This window comes from Pantoea sp. CTOTU46764, assembly GCF_031974595.1.
Taxonomy (GTDB): Bacteria; Pseudomonadota; Gammaproteobacteria; order Enterobacterales; family Enterobacteriaceae; genus Pantoea; species Pantoea trifolii.
The window spans coordinates 129,089-145,238 of sequence record NZ_DALYOQ010000001.1; the positions used below are offsets into that span (position 1 = coordinate 129,089).

The window sequence follows — 16,150 nt, forward strand, 5'->3', positions numbered from 1 at the left end:
CAAGTGGGCGGCACTTTTGCCTGATGGATTTCTGCAAGAATCTTGCCTGATTCTCCAGAATGGTGGAGCTTTGCACAGCCTTGCGGCAAACTGACTTTTTTGCTGCCCGAGAGAGATGCATGCCAAACGACGCCCTTTGCCGCCAGCTAGCGCAGCGCGTAGTTGCGCTGATGAGTGACCTGCATAAGCCGCTGTGCGCGGTAGAAAACGTCAAGCTGATTTACGCCTGCGAAACCTTGCCGCGTACGCCGATGATGTATCAACCCGGCATTGTGATTCTGTTTCAGGGGCGTAAAACCGGTTATCTCGGCAGCACGGTTTTCCACTACGACGCCACCAAATACCTGATGCTCACCGTGCCGCTGCCGGTGGAGTGCGAAACCGAAGCCACGCTGGCGGAACCGCTGGCTGGCATGTGTTTGAGCGTGGACGTCGCCAGCCTGCAGGATTTGCTGATGGATATCGGCGATGACGAGCAGTTCCAGCCACAGGCGCAAACCTCCGGCATCCATTCAGCGTTTATGAGTGAAGAGATGCTGTGTGCGGCCGAACGCTTGCTGGATGTGATGAACAATCCGCGCGACGCCCGCGTGCTCGGTCCGCAGCTGGTGCGCGAGATGATCTATTACGTGTTAACCGGACCGATTGGCGGCGCGCTGCTGTCGCTGGTCAATCGCCAGACGCAGTTCAGCCAGATTGCGCGCGCGCTGCGTCGCATCGAAAGTCACTTTGCGGAAAGTCTGAGCGTCGACATGCTGGCTGCTGAAGTGAACATGAGCGTTTCGGCGTTTCATCACAACTTCAAAGCGGTGACGCAAACCTCGCCGCTGCAATACCTCAAGCGCTATCGCCTGCATCAGGCGCGCCTGATGATGCTGCAGGATGGCATGAAAGCCAGCGCGGCGGCGGTGCGCGTCGGCTATGAAAGTCCGTCGCAATTTTCGCGAGAGTTTAAGCGCTATTTCGGCGTGACGCCGGGAGAAGAGGCGAGCCGCGTGCGTCAAACCTTACCGTTTGACGCCGCGTCGTAATCAGGAAACTTTCTGGCGGCGTTTTTTCCAAATCACCACAATGCTGCCGGCCAGGCCGATAAACAGCAGCGCGATTGGCAGAATCATCAGGATCGCCATCACCTGATCTTCGTGACGCTTAATAAAGGGCACATGGCTGATGCCGTAGCCCAGCGTCACCACAATCCCAACCCACAACAAACCGCTCAGCCAGTTAAACAGCTGGAAGCGGCCATTGTTCAAACCGGAAATGCCGGCCATGGTGGGCAGCAAGGTGCGCACAAAAGCGAGGAAGCGGCCAACCAGCAACGCCATCAAACCGTGGCGGTTAAACATATTCCACGCGCGCTGGTGATATTGCGCGGGCAGATGCAGCAACCAGCTTTTTACCAGTTTGGTGTTGCCGAGCCAGCGCCCTTGCAGATAGCTGAGCCAGCAGCCGAGACTGGCCGCCGTGGTCAAAATCACAATCGTCGGCACGAAATCCATCACACCTTTGGCGACCATCGCGCCCGCCAGTAACAGCAGGCTGTCGCCCGGCAGGAATGAGGCGGGCAGTAAACCGTTTTCCAGAAACAGCGTTAAAAACATTACGCCGTAAACAATCCAAACGACATCCGGATTGCCGAGCGCGGCAAAATCCTGATGCCAAAGCGCCTGGACAATCTCATGTAAAACACCCATCAGCTATTCCATCGAGTCACAAGGAGTCTAATTTTAACCTTCTGTGGCATCACATACGTTGATCTCTCATCGCCGCCACAGCGTGGTTTATCTTCTGTTTAACTTCTTAAACGTGCAAAACCGGCTTTAAGGTCATCCAGCAAGTCGTCGACATGTTCGAGGCCGATATGCAGACGCACCAAAGTGCCGTCAAAATCCACGCCGCCCGCCGGACGAATCGCCGCCAGCTCTTCAGGCTGGTTAGCCAGAATCAGGGATTCATAGCCGCCCCACGAATACGCCATGCTGAAATGGTGGAAGTGATCGAGGTAATTTGCCAGCTGCTCACGACTCAGTTTTTCATGCAGGATGAAGGAGAACAAACCGCTGCTGCCGCTGAAATCACGCTGCCAGAATTCGTGGCCTTTACACTGCGCCAGCGCCGGATGATTCACGCGCGCCACTTCCGGCTGCGTTGCCAGCCATTCGGCCACTTGCAATCCGCTCTCTTCGTGCTGACGCAAACGCGTGCCCAGCGTACGAATGCCACGGCTCGCCATATAGGCCGTATCAGCATCAACCATCTGGCCCATCAGATAGGAGTTCTCGCGCAGCTGTGGCCAGCAACGTTCATTGGCTACCGCCGTGCCAATCATCGCATCGCTGTGACCAATGATGTATTTGGTGCCGGCCTGAATCGAAATATCGATGCCATGCTGCAGCGCGTTAAACAGCACGCCCGCCGCCCAGGTATTATCGATCATGATGATCGCATCCGGCGCTTTGGCGCGCACGGCGGCAACAATCGCCGGAATATCCTGCACTTCCATGGTGATTGACGCCGGTGATTCCAGGAACACCACGCGCGTATTCGGCTGCACCAGTTCGCCAATTTCGCTGCCGATGCAGTGATCGAAATAGCTGGTGGTAACGTTCAGCTTACTGAGAATTTTCGAGCAGAAATCCTGCGTCGGTTCATAGACCGCGCCGCTAACCAGAATATGGTCGCCGGCTTCGACAAAGGACAAAATGGCATTGGAGACCGCCGCCGCGCCGCATGGATAGAGCGCGCAACCTGCGCCGCCTTCCAGCTCGGTCATGGCGTCTTGCAGCGAGAAATGGGTGAGGGTGCCGCGACGGCCATAAAACAGCTCGCCTGAAGCGCGACCGGCGGTAGCACGTTTCTTGTCGGCGACCGTGTCAAAAACCAGGGATGAAGCGCGTTGAATTACGCTGTTAACTGAGCCTTGAGTGTAACGTTTACTGCGTCCCGCGCTGACAAGCGTGGTGTCTATTTTCTTCGTTGCCATCACTGCCTTTCCTGACATTTCCCACAAAACATCCACGTTACCACGAATCAGCGTAGTGGGTTGAGCCTGATTGCGGATTATCAGAGTGAGGCCAGTATTGCGCATAACATCCGCTAAATTGTGGAAATTGCTGGTCTCTTTGCTTTGTAAATAGTAATGAGAACCACTATCACTTCGGGCGTTTTTTTTGCTATGATCCGCGCTTCAATCGTGAACTGTGCAACAGAAGTTGGAGATGCAGCGTGGTAGCCAGTGATTTGATGCAAACGGATCTCTCCGTTTGGGGCATGTATCAGCATGCCGATATCGTGGTAAAGATGGTGATGATTGGCCTGTTACTGGCTTCCGTTGTCACCTGGGCAATTTTCTTCGGTAAGTTTGCGGAGCTGAGCGGGGCGAAACGTCGCCTGAAACGCGAGCAGCAAGCGCTGGGCGAAGCCCGCTCGTTAAACGATGCTTACCGTGCTGCTGAAACCTTCAAAGCCAACAGCCACAGCGCTGTGCTGCTTAACGATGCGCAGAATGAGCTGGAGCTGTCCGCCGGCACCGAAGATCTGGATGGCATTAAAGAGCGTACCAGCTTCCGTCTCGATCGCCGCGTGGCCGCATTTAGCCGTCATGCCGGTCGCGGTAATGGCTTCCTCGCTACCATCGGTTCCGTTGCGCCGTTTATTGGTCTGTTTGGTACCGTTTGGGGCATCATGAACAGCTTCATCGGTATCGCTAAAACGCAAACCACCAACCTCGCTGTCGTCGCGCCGGGCATCGCCGAAGCGCTGCTGGCCACCGCGATTGGTCTGGTTGCAGCAATCCCAGCCGTCGTTATCTACAACGTCTTCGCACGTATGATTGCCAGCTACAAAGCGTCGCTGGGCGATGTCGCCGCGCAGGTGATGTTGCTGCAGAGCCGCGATCTGGATCTCGGCAACGTCGATACTGCGAAAGAAGCCAACCGTCCAGCGGCGGCACAGAAACTGCGCGTAGGATAAATATTATGGCGATGCGTTTAAACGATGACTCGGTCGGCGATGGCGAAATGCACGAAATCAACGTGACGCCGTTTATCGACGTCATGTTAGTTCTGCTGATCATCTTTATGGTCGCCGCGCCATTAGCCACCGTCGATGTGCGCGTTAACCTGCCAGCATCGACCAGCGCGCCGCAGCCGCGTCCGGAAAAACCGGTTTATCTCTCTATCAAAGAAGATAAGCAGATCTTCATCGGTAACGATGCGGTCACCAAAGAGACGCTGGTGAACGCGCTGACGGCACAAACCGAAGGCAAGAAAGACACCACCATCTTCTTCCAGGCGGATAAATCGGTTGATTACGCTACTTTGATGGAAGTGATGGATCAGCTGCGTGAAGCCGGTTATCTGAAGATTGGCTTGATGGGCATGGAAACGGTCAGAAAGTAACGTTTCTCAGCTCAATCGTAGGGTCGCCATTCATGGCGACCTTTTTTTATATCTGATACTCAGTTTGTTAATTTATTGTTACGATTGGTCTTGTTTTTGTAAACTGCAATGGTGAAGAGGATCACGTTTATTCCTGGCCCGGCACGTTAAAACGGAAGAAAAACCAGGAAGGACAATATGAGCTCGAGTCACTCTTTACAAAAGTCGTCGCAAGGCGGTGCCAAAACCATCTTTAGCGTTACCAGCGGTAACTTCCTTGAGATGTACGATTTCATGGTATTTGGCTATTACGCCACCGCGATCGCCAAAACCTTTTTCCCCGGCGATGATCCCTTTGCCTCTCTGATGCTCACGCTGATGACCTTTGGCGCAGGCTTCCTGATGCGCCCGCTCGGCGCGATTATTCTCGGCGCTTACATCGACCATCATGGCCGCCGTAAAGGTTTGCTGTTAACGCTCGGTCTGATGGCGATTGGTACCTTAACCATTGCGCTGGTGCCCGGATACGCCACCTTGGGTGCCGCCGCGCCGATTCTAATTCTGCTTGGTCGTTTATTACAGGGCTTCTCGGCGGGCGTTGAGCTGGGCGGCGTGTCGGTTTATCTGGCGGAAGTGGCGCCGAAAGGGCGCAAAGGCTTTTATGTCAGCTGGCAATCGGGCAGCCAGCAGATTGCGGTGATCTTCGCCGCGCTGCTCGGTTTGGGTCTGAATCATCTGCTGGCGAAAGATGCCGTCACCGAATGGGGCTGGCGTATCCCGTTTGTGGTGGGATGTATGATCGTGCCGTTCCTGTTCTATATCCGCCGCATGCTGGAAGAGACCGAAGCCTTCAGCCAGCGTAAACATCACCCCTCAATGCGTCAGATTATGCGTTCGGTCGGGCAGAATTGGGCGCTGGTGCTGGCGGGAATGTTGATGGTGGTCACCACCACCGTGATGTTCTATATGATCACCGCGTTTACCCCGACGTTCGGCAAAACCGTGTTGATGATGAGCGATAAAGAGAGCTTCCTGGTGACGCTGTTTGTCGGCATCTCCAACCTGTTTTGGCTGCCGGTGATGGGTTCGCTGTCGGACCGCGTTGGCCGTCGTCCGTTGCTGATTATCTGCACCATCTTGATGATTTTAACCACCTGGCCGGTGCTGCATTGGCTGGTGGGCGCGCCGACCTTTGCCCGCCTGGTTGAGGCCGAACTGTGGCTGTCGTTCCTCTATGCCAGCTACAACGGCGCGATGGTGGTTTATCTGGCTGAGATCATGCCAGCAGAAGTGCGTGCTTCGGGCTTCTCGCTCGCTTACAGCCTGGCAACCGCGCTGTTTGGCGGCTTTACGCCAGCGGTGTCGAGCTACCTGATTCATGCCACCGGCGACAAAGCAATGCCGGGCGTGTGGCTCTCTTTTGCGGCAGTGTGCGGGCTGGTCGGTACGCTGCTGATTGGCCGTATGGTGAAGCAATATCAAGCGCAACACCGTTCCCCTCACCCTAACCCTCTCCCGCAAGCGGGAGAGGGAATGTTTAGGTAACCGCTCGATCGGCTCCTTCTCCCGCTTGCGGGAGAAGGCTGGGATGAGGGACAGCGCGCACCCACCTAAAACGACACATCCACCACCACGCTATCGGTATAATTCCCCGCGGCGGGCGTATTCTGCGTCGTCAAAATCTGCGCCGTATAGGTAAAGTTGCGCGTCACGGTATCCGCATTCAACGAGGTCGAGGTGGTGCTGCTCCAGCGATCGGTGCCGGTCGGTCCCCAGCGTGAGGTGGTGGTGGTGCCTTTGTAGATGTCATACGCCAACCGATTGGTTCCGCTCGCCATCTGTCGCGTGGTGCCGCTGTAGTAACTGCCGTTGCTCAAACCCACGGTGTAAGTACTGCCTTTTGAACACACCACGTTAATCGTCTGCTGCACGGTTGAGAAACTGCCTACTAAAGGTGCACTGCCAAAACTGACGTTCGGCGCAGTGATGGTGGTGCAATCATTGGTGACCAGCAGATTCACAGTAATTGGCATCGCCGTACCGGTGCTGCTCTGCACCGTTCCCACGCACAATCCTGCCACGTTCAACCCGGCGCACACCGTATAACTCACGGTCAGCGTGATGGTGGTGGTATAGGTGCCAGCGGCAATCACCTGCCCGGTAAGGGTGCGGAAGTAGAGCGGAATGTTGAAGTTGAGGGTGTTACCCAGCGCCAGCAGCGAGGCGGAACTCCAGCGATAGCTGCCGCCCTGCTGTAATTCAGTGGCGCAGGCGCTATCGATACACAGCTGGATCGGAATGTTATCGGTGCCGCCGCTGGCGGTTTTCAACACGGCGCGCGTGCCGCTAAGGTTTGAGGCGGTGGTAAAGGCATAGGTGATGTTGTCGGAGCCCAGCAGCGAAAGCGTACCCGAGCCACAGTTAACATTGGTGGTACTGGAGGTGTTATTCACCGTTGACGCCACCGAAAATGTGGTGACCGAGCCAAAGGTGGCAGTCGGCGCCGATAAGCTACAAAGCGCATAGCTGGTGCCCGGCAGTAAAAACAGCGCCAGCAGGAGCAGAAGCTTTCTCATGGTGAAATCCCTGACTGTGAATGATCCGCGCTGCTCACCGCCGAACCTTGCGGCGGCGGTGGCAGCGGGCAGGTGAGTGGTCCGTATGTTTCCAGCGCTTTTGGCTGGCCGTCGGCGATCTCCAGTTGCGTATAGCAACTGCGTCCATCTGGCGTCACCACGTGAATCGGGTTGCTGGCAGCCAGATCTTCCATCCACACAATGCCGTCCCAGCCGACATATTCGGTGGCCTGATTCGAACGTAACACCTGGCTGGAAATCGGCAGCGGCTGGTGATTGCTGTCCTGTAGTATCACGCTGGCGGCGCGCAGGCGCTCAACCGGGAAGTTGAGCAGATAGCCGCTCTTACGCTTCACCGCAAAGCGCTGTTCGACCTTCGGCGCGGTGCGATCGGCAGGCAGATCCAGCGTATCGATATCGTACTTCGCGCCGTAATAGCTGCTGATTGAGGGCACCAGCAGATAGCCTTGTTTATCAGTGCGGCCCATGGTTTGGTTCTCATAACGCACCGTGACGTCGGGATAATCGGTTTTCACCACCACAAAGGCATCGTTGATGTCGTTGGCAGCGAACACGCGGTTATCCATCAACACCACCGAACCGGTGAAATCAGCCCATTGCGTGGTGTTGTCGTTATCGCCGTAGAAACCGGCTGAGGTATCGATTTTATTGTTGCGATAACGCAGGCTGGCCTGGCGATAATCGCCGCTGTCGCTGGCCTGATTGGCCCACGCGGCATCGTATGAGAAGCCACCGTCAGTTGGCATTGCGCGCGACACATATAGTCGCTGGCTGTTATTGCCTTGCTGATCGCGTTCGGTGCTGACCGAGGCGCTGCTCTGCTCGCCAAACGGAATGACCAGCGAAATCGCGCCGCTCCAGTTGCCCTGTTCCTGATCGCGGCTGGCGGAGATATACAAACTGCTGTTACCCCAAAGATTTTTACTCCACGACAGATTGAGTAACCGTGTACGGTCACCGTTGCCGCCGGAGATATCAAAATAGGCCAATCCCAGGCTGCCGTAATCATTCAGCGATACGCTGGCGGTGTACTGCGCGCTGCGCCGCGCCAGTGAATAGCTGGTGTTCGCGCTGTCGCCGCGACTGCCAACCAGCGCGAGGTTGCCGAAATCGGCGCTGCGAATGATGTGCTGAGTTCCGAGGCTGAACCAGCTGTTGTTGTACTGATAGCCCCAGCTGTATTGCGTACCCGGATTGCCGTCCATCTGGCTTTGTGCCAGCGCACCATTCACCACGCCAAAACTGCCGAGCTTCACCAGGCCACCTGCGCCGCCCATCGCCACGCTGTCGCTGCCTTCTGCATGGCTTTCCAGCGTCAGCCAATCGTTGATACCATAGCGATACGAACCGCTGGCCGCCGCCGCGCCATAATCAAAATTGTTTATGCCGTAGTTTTCGCGAATGGCACCGGCAGAAAACGAGTAATCGGATAATCCGGTTTTCAGCAAACTGCTGGAGACGTAAAACGGTAGCGTGGTAGTGACTTGTCTGCCCACTGCATCGGTGGTGGTGATCACCGCATCGCCTGCGCCGTTAACGAAAGGTACGTTAGTGAGCGACCACGGACCCGGCTGCACATCGGCCTGGGTGCTGCGATAACCATTAATAAACAGATCGACCGAAGAGGGCACCGCCGCCTGGCCGGAAAACGCCGGCAGCGGATAGGTCACCAGATCCGGCCGTACGCTGAAGTCGCGGCCAATCTGCACGCCTCCCAGCCGCACGCTGTTGCTCCAGCTCAACGCATCAGTAACCAAATCCCCGGCGCGCCAGCTGATCGCTGCGTTCTCGTTTTCATTACTGAACCAGGTATCGTAGCGGATATAGCCTTCCTGCTGACCGGCAACGCCACCTTCCAGTTGCTGCACATAAACCCCGTTGGTCGAAAACTGCCCAACCGGGCCAAAGAAGCGCAATTCATTCCAGCTGGAGAGGCGCGAACCGGCGTTATCGGTGCGCGTGGCGTAGAAGTCATAGTTGAGCAGGGCGCCGTTGCTGGCGCGGCCAGGAAAGCGCGGTGCATTCTGCAGTTGGCCAATGGTTTGACCCGGCAGCCAGGCGGGCGGCACCGTCAATAACAGGCGCTGGCGTCGTTCGTCATACTCCACTTTCGCTCCGCTCAGTTGACTGACATCGATGTGCTGCCCTTGCAGTTTCTCGGCCGGAATACCGGCGCGTTGCAGATCGCCGCGTCGCAGCCAGAAATCACCGTTCTTGCGTTCAACCGGCACGATGTCGCCGCGTTCGCCCTGATTCACCACCAGTTCCAGCATGTATTGCTGGCCGCTGGCGTTATTCTCCAGCGCAGGCGGCGGTGGCAGTTCGGAGAAGGTCTCCGCACTGCTACTCATCGGGCTGATACAAAGCACGCTGGCAACGGCCAGCGCGCAGGGATGCGGCGTTAACTTCATCAACGCGCGGCAGCGCTGCTCCAGTGGCCTTTGTTCATTTCGGCCGACAGTTCACCGCTTACGCTGCTGGTTAACGGCCAGCGATGGCTGCTGTTGGCCAGCACGTAGCCAAACAAGCCGTTGCCCATTTTGCGCCCGCCGATGGTGACGTTACTTAAACGCGCGTGGCCGTTACCGTGATTGGTCAGCTCCAGCCAGCGCTTGCCGCCGCTGTTCACTTCCTGCCAGCTCAGCTGCGGTTTCGCCGTGTTGCGTGTTACGCCGTTGCCGTAAACAAACAGCGGCACCGAATAGCGCATCTGGAACGTCAGCCCGGCCTGATTCTCGCCCGGCGTGCGCGGCGTGGGGATCTCATCCAGCACCACGCGATAGGACATCTCACGTCCGGCTTCAGGCGGCGTTTGCTTGATTAAACGCACCAGCTGCTTTTGCCCTGGCTCAAGGCGTACCATCGGCGGGCTCGCTACCACTTGCTGCTGGGTTTGATACTGCTCCTGACCGTTGACCTGCTGCCAGCTGAAGATGCGCACCTGCATCATGGTGGTGGCATTGCCGCGATTCTCCAGCCACAGCTCGCTGGCTTTATCTTGCGGATCAATCGCGGGATCGATCGGCCACACCATCAGTGAATTGGCGGCGTATCCCGCAGGCGTTAGTGCCACACATAACAACAGAATCAGGGCGCGCAGGTTCATCATCATTCATCCTTCTTATTGACGCCGTCACCAACTCAGTGTGACGGTTAAGGTGTCGGTATACGTCCCGGCGCGCGTGGGGCCGGGCAGCGTTAATAAGCCGTAAATCGGCAACGTGATGTTATTGGCATTGCTGTAACTCAACGCCATCGGGCTGTTCACTGGAATCGCCGTGGTGTGTGCCGCATTGGTATACAGGCTGTAGGCCACGGTATTGGTGTCGCTGGTATGTTTGAGGTTGCGCGTGGAGGTGTAATTGCTACCGCCGTTAATGCTCATGCTCACGGCGGTGCCTGGCGTGCAGGCGAGAGTGATAGTGGTGCTTTGCACATAGCTGGCGCTGACGCTGCTCGCGGCCACGCCAGATTGGGTACCAAAGTTAAGCGTGCCAAAGACCCCGGTATTGGTACCGGAAACAACACAGCCTGCCACTACTGATGCTGAAACCTGAAACGTTGCCGTGGGCAACCCCCAGGCGGAGACGCTCCCTATCAGCAGGGCAAGGCCGCCTGCACTGTGCATCAACCGCTGCACCACGGCCACCCTGATTATCCTTTCCCTCAGTAATTCACCGCCACGTTAATGGTGTCGGTGTAAGTCCCTGCGGGAATCAACGGGTTAAAGCCGCCGCCGACCACGCGACCATAAATGGCGTAGTTGGTACCCAACGTTGGATCCGTGGTGCCACTGGCGGCGATATTGGTGTTGTTGGCGATAGCAGTGGTAAAGGCGGCATCGCTATACAACGTATAGGCAATACCCTGCGTATTGTTGGAGCCGAGGATCAGATAGCGTGGCTGCCCACTCACCGTGCCGTAAATGGTCGCCGGAGCGGCATTACTGCTGGTGACCTGCACGTTGAAGGTTTGTCCGGTGGTGCAGCGGACAAAGATGCCGTTACCCGAGGCACCGACCAGCGTGGCGTTGAGCGTATCAAAGGTGGCGGCGCTGCTACCAAAGTTCAGGGTACCGAAGTTAACCCCCGTCGTTGCAGACTGGCCGTTTACCAAACAACCGGTGGTCAGCGTCAACGTCGCATTGATGGTTCCCGTGGTGGTGGCGGCAAAAACAGCAGTAGGGGCTAGCGCGGCGCTTAGGCTAGTAGCCATAAGAAAAAGCTTGAGTTTCATAATCATTCCTTACTGATTATCCAAGGTCAGTGCTTTTTCACCTGGTCAGACATTTATGGAAATACATCCGAAATTAAACAAGAGCCGCAATGGACTCGACAGCGTAAGCGCCTGCCATCTAAGAAAATTCCTAGATGACGGATTAATGATTTATATCAGTTTTCTTTACTATAGATCAGCAAATCGGCACTTGTACGCCGAGGGTTCAATTTTTCCCTAATCAATTCACACTTTTCGCCGATAACTCAGTAAACACAAGGGGTAGCGAGCGGTTAGAAAAACTAAACAGCCGATGATTTCTCCCTCTACCGCACGCTACGGTTCAATGTTATGTTCGTGCATTAATCAGATATTATTAATTTTTCGCTTAACGACTGACGATGAAAATAAAAAAAATCCGCACCATGACTCAAGATTTGTCTGGATCGGTTCTAAGTTGAACTTCGCCGCAGGCGGTCATGAATCGCCCTTGATCGGCGCTTTATCATCCTTGTTCTAATTTGACGACACCGCACCTGCTCCGTAGCGGGTGAAGTTTAGGAGCGCACATGCTGCTGGTTACCTGGGATAGCGTTCTGGTTACCGTTTCACTGATCGTGGCCTTCATTGCCGCGTTTACCGCCTTAGATACCGCCGGGCGCGTAGCCGTTTCACGCGGCTGTCTGGCAAAACTGTGGTTAATCGGCGGAGGCACCGCGATGGGCATCGGCGTGTGGGCGATGCACTTTATTGGCATGCTGGCGATGATGATGCCAATGACCATGCGCTACGACGTCGAGCTCACCGCCATCTCATTACTGGTGGCGATTGTCACCGCCATCTTTGCCTTTGCGCAGGGCGTGCAGGGCAGCCATCTCACCCGGCGACGCTTAATTCGCGGCACCCTGATCATGGGCAGCGGCATCATTGTCATGCATTACCTCGGCATGAACGCGCTGATGATTGAAAGCCCAATTGACTGGAATCTGCCGCTGGTGGCGCTCTCGGTGCTGATTGCCTATGCGGCATCAGGCGCGGCGTTGTGGCTGGCGTTTCATCTGCGCCAGGGCGAAAGCCTGTTATTACTGCGCGCCTGCGCAGCGTTAGTGATGGGGATTGCGATTGCCGGCATGCATTACACCGGCATGGCGGCAGCAGAGTTCGTTATGCCGGTAAGCATGCAACATCACGGTGCCAGCGAAGAGGGACTGGCGGTGTGGGTCACCATTATCACGCTGAGTATTCTGGGATTCATGTTGCTGATCTCGATGCTGGATGCGCAGATCCGTGCCGCGCGCCTCGCCGCTAAACTCAAGCGCGCCAACAGCGAGCTGCGCCAGCTGGCGATGCATGACAACCTCACCGCGCTGCCAAATCGCGTGATGCTGGAGCAGCAACTCACCACGGAGATCAAACAGGCGACGCTGCAGGATGAGAACTTTGCGCTGATGTTCATGGATCTCGATGGTTTCAAAGCCATTAATGACACATGGGGCCATCACGTGGGCGATCGCTTGCTGATTGCGGTGGCTGAGCGTTTACGAAGTGAACTCGCTGAAGAGATTCTGCTGGCGCGTCTGGGCGGCGATGAATTCGTACTGCTGTGTCCGCAATTCAATCTGCATCAGGCCACCAAACTGGCGCAGCGGCTGGTGCAGGTCATTGATGCGCCTTTCAATCTCGATCGCTATTCGCTGCGCGTCTCCCTGAGCGTTGGCATTGTGATCTTCCCGCTGCACGGCCGCAGCCAGCAGGAGCTGATGTTTAACGCCGACTCCGCCATGTATCACACCAAACACAGCGGCCGTAACGGCTGGTGCCTGTTTGAACCGGCGATGAGCGCGGTGGCGCAGCATCAGCTGGCGCTGGCCAACGATTTGTGGAACGCGCTGGAATATCAGGAGATGCGCCTGTTCTACCAGCCAAAATTCCGCGCGGGCGGCACGGTATTAATCGGTTTTGAGGCGCTGCTGCGCTGGCAGCATCCGCGTCGCGGACTGCTGATGCCGGATATGTTTCTGGCGCGCGCCGAGAAAACCGGGCAAATTGTCGCGCTGGGTAACTGGGTGATCAATGAAGCCTGCCGCCAGCTTAAGCAGTGGCACGATGAAGGCAACGGTGACTGGACCGTCTCTGTCAATCTCTCGGCTCTACAGTTCCAGCAGCGCGATTTGATTGATAGCGTGCGCCAGGCGTTGCAGCACCATCAGATCCCGGAAGGGGCGTTGATGCTGGAAATTACTGAGAATATCGCGATGCGCGATCCGCAGTTCAGCCAGCAGCGCATTGCCGAGCTGCATCGTCTTGGCGTAAAAGTGGCGATTGATAACTTCGGCATCGGCTACGCCAACTTGCTGCATTTGAAACACCTCGAAGCCAGCGAGCTAAAAATCGACCGCGCCTTTATCAACAGTTTGCGCGCCGGTAGCGAAGACGCCACGGTGGTCACCGCGATGTTGACGCTGGCGCAAACGCTCAACCTGCGCATGGTGGCGGAAGGCGTCGAAACCGAGGAGCAGCAGCGTTTGCTCACCGGTTTAGGCTTCGACACGCTGCAAGGTTATCTGCTCGGCAAGCCCACACCCGCCGACCGCATCGGTGAATTTACCGCTGCGCTTAACGTGCCGCTGGCGTATAGCGATAACCTGGTGCCGCTGGCAGGCGCGCAATAAACAATTTTTAGTTTCTTCCCCATCGGAAGGTTTCATCGTTCAAAAACTCAGATCGGCAGTGATGCTGCCGATAATTCCTGCAATAAAACCCAAAGATCTCACTTTTAATCACAACACCACAGCTGACTCAAACCGGCTTTTACTTGGTAAATCACTATGTTAGTGACTTCGTACGACTCGTTTACCGTCATCGTCTCGATCCTGGTGGCGATGCTGGCCTCGTTTACTGCACTTGATATGGCAGGGCGCGTGGCTTCCTCAACTGGCAAGGTGGCGCTGGTTTGGTTATTTGGCGGTGGATTCGCTATGGGCGTCGGCATTTGGGCGATGCACTTCATCGGCATGCTGTCGATGAGCCTTGATATGGTCATGAGCTACGATCCCATGCTCACCGTCACCTCCATGGTGGTGGCGGTATTAGCCTCGGTATTTGCGCTGTGGCTGGTGTGTTCAACACCGACCTTGCCGTGGCCGCGACTGTGTGGCGGTGCATTGGTGCTGGGGTCCGGCGTGGTGGCGATGCATTACACCGGCATGGCGGCGCTGATGTTTGCGCCTGGCATTACGTGGAATTGGGGTTGGGTGGCGGCATCGGTGGCGATTGCGTTGGTGGCGTCGGGTGCCGCGCTGTGGCTGGCGTTTAACCTGCGCGAAGGCCACGGCCGCGTCACCGTGTTGCGTTTAGGCGCATCGGTGGTGATGGGCTGCGCGATTGCGGGTATGCACTACACCGGCATGGCGGCGGCCGACTTCCCGATGCAGAGCCACGCGACGCAAATGGGCGTCAACAGCAACTGGCTGGCGATTGTGGTGACGGTGGTGACCCTGGCGATCCTCGGTATTACCTTGCTGGTTTCGATGCTGGATGCGCGTTTGCAGGCACGCACCTCGATCCTTGCTCACTCGCTGGCGGAGGCCAACCGCGAACTGGCGCAGCTGGCGCTGCACGATAACCTGACGCGCTTACCCAACCGTATTTTGCTGGAAGATCGCCTCGAACAAGCCCTCAATAAAGCCAATCGCGAGAAGTCGCAGTTTGCGCTGATGTTTATGGACCTCGATGGCTTCAAAGCCGTTAACGACGCCTTTGGACATCACGTGGGCGACAACTTACTGATCGGCGTGACCGAGCGCATGACCGAACAGATGAAAGGGCACTACACGCTGGCGCGCATGGGCGGCGACGAATTTGTGCTGCTGCTGGAAATCGATGAACCCAACGATGCCGCAGCGGTTGCCGATACGCTGGTGAAAGCGGTGGATCGTCCGTTCGATATCTCGCGCTATGAGCTGGTGGTGTCGCTGAGTATTGGTATTGCGGTTTATCCTGGCGATGGCAAAGATGATCGCGAGCTGATGTTCAATGCCGATGCCGCCATGTATCACACCAAAAACAACGGTCGCAACGGCTACACCTTCTTCCAGCCGTCGATGAACACGCTGGCGCAGTCACAATTGCAGCTGAATAACGATCTGTGGCAAGCGCTGGATAACGAAGAGTTACGCCTGTTCTACCAGCCAAAATACTGCGCGCCGAGCGGCCCGATCCTGGGCTTTGAAGCGCTGCTGCGCTGGCAGCATCCTTCACGCGGTTTGCTGGCACCGGACGCCTTTCTGCCGATGGCGGAAAAGACCGGTATGATCATTAACATCGGCAATTGGGTAATCAACGAAGCCTGTCGCCAACTGCGTTCCTGGCATTTGCAGGGCCATCCGCACTGGTCGGTGGCGGTCAACTTGTCGGCGGTACAGTTTGAGCAAAGCAATCTGGTGGAAACCGTTACCGAGGCGCTGGCGCAGCACCAGATTCCGGCTGAGCTGTTGACGCTGGAAGTCACCGAAACCACGGCGATGCGCGATCCGGAAGAGAGCGTGCGTATCCTTACCGAACTCACCAACATGGGCGTGAAAGCCTCGATTGACGATTTCGGCACCGGTTATTCCAGCTTGTTGTATCTCAAGCGTTTACCGGCCAGCGAGCTGAAAATCGATCGCGCCTTTGTTAACGAACTGCAGGCGCACTCCGAAGATGCCACCATCGTTTCCGCGATTGTTGCGCTGGCGCAGTCGCTGCACCTCAAAGTGGTGGCTGAAGGAGTGGAAACCCAGGATCAGCAGGCGTTCCTCACCGGCTTGGGCTGCGATACCTTGCAAGGCTATTTACTGGGCAAACCGGTCCCGCCGGAGCGTATTCAGGAGCTGCCGAATTTTTTTGCGGCGGTGGAAGAGGACGAACGGGAAGTGGAGCAGATGCCTTAATTCTGCGGCAACAGTGCGGTTAATAAAA

13 protein-coding genes are annotated in these 16,150 nt (G+C 56.4%); 6 read left to right on the top strand and 7 right to left on the bottom strand.

Annotated elements, in window-relative coordinates:
• Positions 1–119: 119 nt before the first annotated feature.
• Positions 120–1,031, top strand: coding sequence for an AraC family transcriptional regulator (locus tag RTM06_RS00590; protein ID WP_265298925.1), 912 nt, complete (start codon positions 120–122; stop codon positions 1,029–1,031).
• On the opposite strand, the gene RTM06_RS00595 is transcribed toward RTM06_RS00590, so the two are convergent.
• The gene (locus tag RTM06_RS00595; RefSeq protein ID WP_061720572.1) at positions 1,032–1,694 is read right to left on the bottom strand and encodes a DedA family protein; all 663 of its coding nucleotides are present in this window, start codon (positions 1,692–1,694) and stop codon (positions 1,032–1,034) included.
• Positions 1,695–1,792: 98 nt separating this feature from the next.
• Positions 1,793–2,983, bottom strand: coding sequence for a cystathionine beta-lyase (gene metC / locus RTM06_RS00600; RefSeq protein WP_312179146.1), 1,191 nt, complete (start codon positions 2,981–2,983; stop codon positions 1,793–1,795).
• 260 nt (positions 2,984–3,243) lie between these two features.
• Between metC and exbB the strand changes: the two genes are divergently transcribed.
• The 3 genes from exbB to RTM06_RS00615 all read left to right on the top strand — a co-directional run bounded on the left by exbB (position 3,244) and on the right by RTM06_RS00615 (position 5,924).
• Positions 3,244–3,972 carry a tol-pal system-associated acyl-CoA thioesterase gene (gene exbB, locus RTM06_RS00605; protein ID WP_293798374.1) on the top strand — a complete coding sequence of 243 codons (729 nt, stop codon included), beginning with the start codon at positions 3,244–3,246 and terminating at the stop codon, positions 3,970–3,972.
• A 5-nt stretch (positions 3,973–3,977) separates the two neighbouring features.
• Positions 3,978–4,400 carry a TonB system transport protein ExbD gene (gene exbD / locus RTM06_RS00610; RefSeq protein ID WP_312179148.1) on the top strand — a complete coding sequence of 141 codons (423 nt, stop codon included), beginning with the start codon at positions 3,978–3,980 and terminating at the stop codon, positions 4,398–4,400.
• A 177-nt stretch (positions 4,401–4,577) separates the two neighbouring features.
• On the top strand, positions 4,578–5,924 hold the full coding sequence (locus RTM06_RS00615) for an MFS transporter (RefSeq protein ID WP_312179150.1): 1,347 nt from the start codon (positions 4,578–4,580) through the stop codon (positions 5,922–5,924).
• 65 nt (positions 5,925–5,989) lie between these two features.
• Here the strand turns inward: RTM06_RS00615 and RTM06_RS00620 are convergent, their stop codons facing one another.
• From RTM06_RS00620 to RTM06_RS00640, 5 genes are read right to left on the bottom strand one after another with little or no spacing between them, the layout of a single operon-like run.
• A complete protein-coding gene (locus tag RTM06_RS00620; protein WP_312179152.1) occupies positions 5,990–6,955 on the bottom strand; it encodes a spore coat U domain-containing protein in 966 nt (321 codons plus the stop codon).
• Positions 6,952–9,387 (bottom strand): fimbria/pilus outer membrane usher protein, encoded by a 2,436-nt coding sequence (locus RTM06_RS00625; RefSeq protein ID WP_312179154.1) that lies wholly within the window; start codon positions 9,385–9,387, stop codon positions 6,952–6,954. The genes RTM06_RS00620 and RTM06_RS00625 overlap by 4 nt, the downstream gene beginning before the upstream one ends.
• Complete coding sequence (locus tag RTM06_RS00630; RefSeq protein WP_409455780.1) at positions 9,387–10,085, bottom strand: molecular chaperone; 699 nt, start codon at positions 10,083–10,085, stop codon at positions 9,387–9,389. The genes RTM06_RS00625 and RTM06_RS00630 overlap by 1 nt, the downstream gene beginning before the upstream one ends.
• A 24-nt stretch (positions 10,086–10,109) precedes the next feature.
• Complete coding sequence (locus RTM06_RS00635; RefSeq protein ID WP_312179275.1) at positions 10,110–10,604, bottom strand: spore coat U domain-containing protein; 495 nt, start codon at positions 10,602–10,604, stop codon at positions 10,110–10,112.
• Positions 10,605–10,642: 38 nt separating this feature from the next.
• A complete protein-coding gene (locus tag RTM06_RS00640) occupies positions 10,643–11,212 on the bottom strand; it encodes a spore coat protein U domain-containing protein (RefSeq protein WP_256697438.1) in 570 nt (189 codons plus the stop codon).
• Positions 11,213–11,760: 548 nt separating this feature from the next.
• Between RTM06_RS00640 and RTM06_RS00645 the strand changes: the two genes are divergently transcribed.
• Together RTM06_RS00645 and RTM06_RS00650 are read left to right on the top strand one after the other, a co-directional pair.
• Positions 11,761–13,863: a putative bifunctional diguanylate cyclase/phosphodiesterase gene (locus RTM06_RS00645; protein ID WP_312179156.1), complete on the top strand. Its 2,103-nt coding sequence runs from the start codon at positions 11,761–11,763 to the stop codon at positions 13,861–13,863.
• 156 nt (positions 13,864–14,019) lie between these two features.
• Entirely contained in the window at positions 14,020–16,122 is a 2,103-nt protein-coding gene (locus RTM06_RS00650) for a bifunctional diguanylate cyclase/phosphodiesterase (protein WP_312179158.1), read from the top strand.
• Positions 16,123–16,150 lie beyond the last annotated feature (28 nt).